Below are 4707 nucleotides of genomic sequence, written 5' to 3'. Positions count from 1 at the left end.
TTTCCTGCAGATCTCCGCTCTCAATTTTTCTCTGATAGCTTTTTGATCTGAGCCTCGGATGGATGTGGTACACATCTTCTTCTGAAAGCGGCGCGTTAATGGGAAGGATCACCTCAAACTTGCTTTCTTTGCCCCTTCCCTGCTGGCTTTCGTATTTTATGAGCCCTTCCAGCTCAAGCTTTCTGAGTATTTTTCTTATGCCGAGGCGTGAGCTTACTCCTGACGTTTCAATGAGGCGCTCTATTGAGTAGTGGAACTGGCTGCTTCCGAAGCGCTCCATGAGCTCCAGGAGCCTCTGAAATACGCACCAGGGCCCGGGCCCGAGCTTCCCCGGCAGTTTGCTATATCTTACCCAGAGCGGGTAGCGACCGAAGATATAGTCGATGTGCCTTCCTTTGCCGTTTTTTTCGGCCATAAAGAAATAACCCTCCAAAGGCGCCGTTTTGACTTATCCCTGGAGGGCATGGTATAATATCTTTACAAGTTTTTGTATGCCCCCGGGCATAGTCATAACGCCGCCACATTTTGAGTGTGGCTTTTTTCTTTTACTTGCCTGCCGTGGCGCTTTTGCGCCCGCCTTCTTCACCGGTATCGAGGAAGAGCTTGAAAAGCTCTTCTCCCCGAATTCTATGGAGCCTCCCGAGCCTGTTCGACCGAAGCTCACCTGACCGGATCTTTCTCCTTATGGTGGTCTGGCTCACTTTCAGTATCTGCGCGGCTTCTTCTATTGTATATATCTCGTTATCGCGAAGCTCCATAGCGACCTCCCCTAGACTTCCATTCTCCAATATTATACAATATTGACCTTAATTGGTCAACGCTTTTCTTGAGTGTTCGAAATCCAGCAGTGACCGTTCTGGAATGAGCCTCAGGAATCCGCTCTTTCTTTTCTTGCAGGAAAATTCTTCATTTTAAAGAAGCATATAGTCAGCGGGAACCGGCTAGAGTAACTCTAGTCCGGTTCCTTATTATTTTTTGCCGTAGGAGGATGGTCATGACAATGGTCAACGATGGTCAATGGTTGACGCTCACTGAGGCAAGCAATTTAACAGGGAAGAGTATCAATTCCCTTCGTTTATTGATCAGGCGGAAGAAATTGACGATGGTCAGGAAGGTCAGGGGAAAACGCGGTGACGAATGGATTATTCATCGGGAGGCTATTCATGACGTAGGTCAGGGTGATCAAGAGATGACCACGGTGACGAGGGTTGGTGACCAGGGTGACCACCCTTCAATGCCTGACGCTTGTCATGTGATCACCCTCCCGCTCGAATATTATGAGCGGCAACAGAAAGAGCGCGACCAGCTTTCCCAAGGCCTTCTGATGTACCGCTACAAATTTGAGGAGCTCGACCGGGTCGTCAAGGCCCTTCCCGCCCCCCCAGATATCATAGCCGAGGAGATCCGCCAGAAGGACTCCGTCATAAAGGAAGCCCAAAAGGTCCTCAATGATGCCCAGTATGCCATCACTCAGAAAGAGGTCGCCCTGGCGGAGCTGAAGCAGAAACTCGACGAGGCCGAGCAGGCGAAAGAGCACCTGAGAGAAGTTTGGGAACAGGCGATGGCAGACATCAAAAAGCCCTGGTGGAAAAAGGCGCTCATTGCCACTGGCATGTGGAAGTAAAAACGCCTCGCCGCTTGCTTAAAGAATATTTCACGTAAGGAGGATTTACCCTATGGTTTTCAATGAACCCACTCTGGAAAAAGCTCTTGAGGAAAAAGGCATATACATTGGCATCTAAAAGCGCCCGCCTTCCTTAAAGCTTTTACCGCCGCTCAATAGAACGAGGCAAAAAGCTTTTTCGCCGTCACTCCAAGTTTCTTGAAAAACTCATCGATTATCTTGTGGGACTCCAATGGGACGAGAATACACCCTCTGGTGAGCTTCTCGCCTCCCGTCTTCCCGAGCAGGCCTGGATAGGTTTTCCCACGGGCCTTATAGCCGTAAAGGGTCCTGAATAGATTGATGCGCTTGTTATATGAGGGCGCAGTGTCCCAGAAGAAAAGCACCCCGGTCTTCCCCTGCGCATCGGAAGAGGCATACTTGCCATAGAGCACGATGCCGTCAGCCACAAGGGCAGGGTAGAGGCTTTTCCAGACATCGGCGTTTCCCACATGGCAGCTGAAGTGTTGAGTAGAGCCTTTGAGCTTCCAGTAATCGCGGTATTTTACCGACGCATAGAAGTCCTCGGCATACCGCTCAATCTCACTCTCCAGGGCAGCCAGATCGCCGGAGGCCTCAAAAAAGATATCAATATCGCTTTTTTTCCTGAGCTCCCCTCTCGCGCCCGATCCGAAAAGAATCACCGCTCTTATCGCCTCGATGCGCCCCGGCTCCAGGTGCTCAAGCACAAAGGACACAAAATCCATGGCATAGGGAACCGCGCTGCTATATCTCATCGAGCCCCACCTCCCTGAAAAGCTCCTTAAGGGCGTTGAACTGCTCAAGCTGATCTCTCAGGCGCGAAGCCTCCACTTTCTTGCCATAGCAGAAATCATTGCGGTTCTTCTCAATGTTATAGACGAGCTCAAGAATCTCCGCCTTCCGGGGAAAATCCTGCGGGATCTTTTCAGCGAGCCGCTTTTTTGACTTCAGCCATTCATGGTGAACGCGCGCGCTCACATGGAGGAGCCTGCTCTTATGGAGGTAAAGTTCAAGCATTTCCGCCGCGCCGAGGGAGGTGAGAAAGCCTATAGCGCGCTGGTGGTTTTCTGCTCCTTTATCAACGCAGAGATCTATCGTTGAGAATGCTTCTCTCAGGGATTCAAGATGAGCTTCGATGTTCATTGTATCAGGCCTTTCCTCTTGTTGCTGTAACCTCTGTTACCACAATATTGTAACACAAGTTACAACGACATACAAGGGAAAGGAAACAAATCCTGATTTGAGCACAAAACCAGGCTTCTGTCGTCTAATACTCTTTTAGCAAAGAGATTCTGCAATAACAGAACCACTTGAAATCAATAAAGGTGGGGCTTTAAAGCTTTCCTTAAAAATTCCCACCAGGTGGGTGAGAACCCCATAAAAAACCCCACCTCGTGGGTTGATTTTTCAATGTGAGATCGCACCTCTTCACTGACCCATAGAAAAGCCCGCCACACGGGCAAAATACCGCCCCACCCCAATATCGCCAAAGAATAGTTTGACGATATTGAAGGCCTCGCTTGACGCAATATTAACCAATATGTTAATATTAACTTAAAGAGGGGGCTCAATGAAATTTTCTACCTTCACTCGTGATGGCGTTCTTCCGCCTGGCGACTATCCTCTGACGATTTCGGAGCTCCGCCGCTCTCTTCTGGTGAAAGGCCCCCGCAAAGAAATAGTGTCCTGGGACAGGGAATGGCGCTTATTCCTTGTTGACAATCTCGAGGTGCTCGCAGGCCATCTCTGGAGCGTGGGCATCACCGATCTCTATATTAACGGCTCCTTTGTGGAAAACAAGGCCCATCCCAACGATATAGACGGCTACTTTATATGCGATCTTCTCTCATGGCGCAATGTGCAGTCAGAACTGCTCCTCGTTGATGACTGCTGGACCTGGGATTCCTCTCTTCGCCGGCCCTATAGGGGCCTTCCCAAAAAGCAGCTTCCTATGTGGCATAAATACAGGGTCGAGCTCTATCCGCACTTCGGCCAGCTTGCCGGCATCCGCGATGAGTTCGGCAATGATCAGCAGTTTCCCGCGGCCTTCCGCAAGACACGCGGTGCGCCGCCGATTCAGAAAGGCATTGTGAAGTTACTCAAGGAGGGGGGCAGGAAGCGATGATACGGACAGAGAGAGAGTATCAGGAAGCGCAGAAGAGGCTTCTCGGCGATCAGGAGGTAATGGCCGCCCAGAGGAAGCGCATGGGAGAGATCGGGCTCTCGGAAGAGGATATCGAGATGGCCATGGAGCCTGCCGTGTCTTTTCATCTTCAGCTCAAGGAAGAAGTCGAATGGTATGAGCGGGTGAAAAGCGGTGACTTTCAGCCTATTGAGTACCTCAATGAAGTGGGTCACCTCCTTGTGGGACTGAGGATTTACCTCGGCTTAAGCCAGAAAGAGCTCGCCGGCCGTCTTGGCGTATCAGAGGCCCAAGTTTCCCGTGACGAGAAAAATGAGTATCATGGGATCACCCTTGAGCGGGCGCAGAAAATTCTGGAGGCACTTAAAGCCGGTGTCGAGCTGCGGGTAAAGAAGCCCTCACGCCGGTGCGCGTAACCAAGGGATTTTCGAACACCCCTTAAATTTCGCCCGATTTTCCCTTGGCCCGGGGTGAAGGTCGCCCTTGCCTATAAAAATCTCTCCAGACCCCCTGCCATGCTCCAAAATTGTCCTTCATGTTCACCCCCAGGATCCACTCTCCCGGATCTCCTCCCCGCGCTCCCTCCCCTGGTGACAGTGCCGCCCTGGTGATAACCCTCACCGTCTTCGGTTTATCACCAGGGCTTGACCAGGCCCTCTGCACCGCAGCTTTTCTCCCGGCCTGCTCACACTGCCACCAGGGCGACAACAAAGCCTTTACGTGTCTCTGTAGGCGGTCTCCTCGCCCGCCCCCTTTCCTCTGAGCTCCCGGTGCCCTGCCGGGGGTAGGCTCGTCGGCCGGTTATGTTGGGCTGGGTACTCGGCGTCATGTTGAGGGCCGGCCTTTGCCTCGCTGTTCGGTGTAACGTAAGCCCTGATAGAGGCTATGCCGCCCCCCCTGCCGCAGTTTCCCCCTTCAG

8 protein-coding genes are annotated in these 4707 nt (G+C 51.8%); 3 read left to right on the top strand and 5 right to left on the bottom strand.

Features of this window, described 5'->3' with window-relative positions; all coding sequences use genetic code 11:
* On the bottom strand, positions 1-415 hold a 415-nt coding region (locus tag RDU59_11750; GenBank protein ID MDQ7839150.1), incomplete at its 3' end, for an SgrR family transcriptional regulator.
* Positions 416-545: 130 nt separating this feature from the next.
* Complete coding sequence (locus tag RDU59_11745; protein ID MDQ7839149.1) at positions 546-758, bottom strand: helix-turn-helix domain-containing protein; 213 nt, start codon at positions 756-758, stop codon at positions 546-548.
* Between the two features lie 236 nt (positions 759-994).
* Between RDU59_11745 and RDU59_11740 the strand changes: the two genes are divergently transcribed.
* Positions 995-1624, top strand: a complete 630-nt coding sequence (locus RDU59_11740; protein MDQ7839148.1) for a hypothetical protein — start codon at positions 995-997, stop codon at positions 1622-1624.
* A 152-nt stretch (positions 1625-1776) separates the two neighbouring features.
* Here the strand turns inward: RDU59_11740 and RDU59_11735 are convergent, their stop codons facing one another.
* Together RDU59_11735 and RDU59_11730 are read right to left on the bottom strand one after the other, a co-directional pair.
* Entirely contained in the window at positions 1777-2400 is a 624-nt protein-coding gene (locus RDU59_11735) for a nucleotidyltransferase domain-containing protein (GenBank protein MDQ7839147.1), read from the bottom strand.
* Positions 2390-2788, bottom strand: coding sequence for a hypothetical protein (locus RDU59_11730; GenBank protein ID MDQ7839146.1), 399 nt, complete (start codon positions 2786-2788; stop codon positions 2390-2392). Before RDU59_11730 ends, RDU59_11735 begins: the two co-directional genes overlap by 11 nt.
* Before the next feature lie 427 nt (positions 2789-3215).
* On the opposite strand from RDU59_11730, the gene RDU59_11725 reads away from it, so the two are divergent.
* A complete protein-coding gene (locus RDU59_11725) occupies positions 3216-3770 on the top strand; it encodes a hypothetical protein (GenBank protein ID MDQ7839145.1) in 555 nt (184 codons plus the stop codon).
* The gene (locus RDU59_11720; protein MDQ7839144.1) at positions 3767-4204 is read left to right on the top strand and encodes a helix-turn-helix domain-containing protein; all 438 of its coding nucleotides are present in this window, start codon (positions 3767-3769) and stop codon (positions 4202-4204) included. Before RDU59_11725 ends, RDU59_11720 begins: the two co-directional genes overlap by 4 nt.
* A 300-nt stretch (positions 4205-4504) precedes the next feature.
* Here RDU59_11720 and RDU59_11715 read toward each other — a convergent pair.
* Positions 4505-4707, bottom strand: a 203-nt coding sequence (locus tag RDU59_11715; GenBank protein MDQ7839143.1) for a hypothetical protein, incomplete at its 5' end; no start/stop codon positions are given.

This window comes from Thermodesulfobacteriota bacterium (genome assembly GCA_031082315.1).
Lineage (GTDB): Bacteria > Desulfobacterota > QYQD01 > QYQD01 > QYQD01 > QYQD01.
The sequence above is the reverse complement of the archived record's forward strand: the minus strand, read 5'-3'. Positions and strand labels throughout refer to the sequence as shown.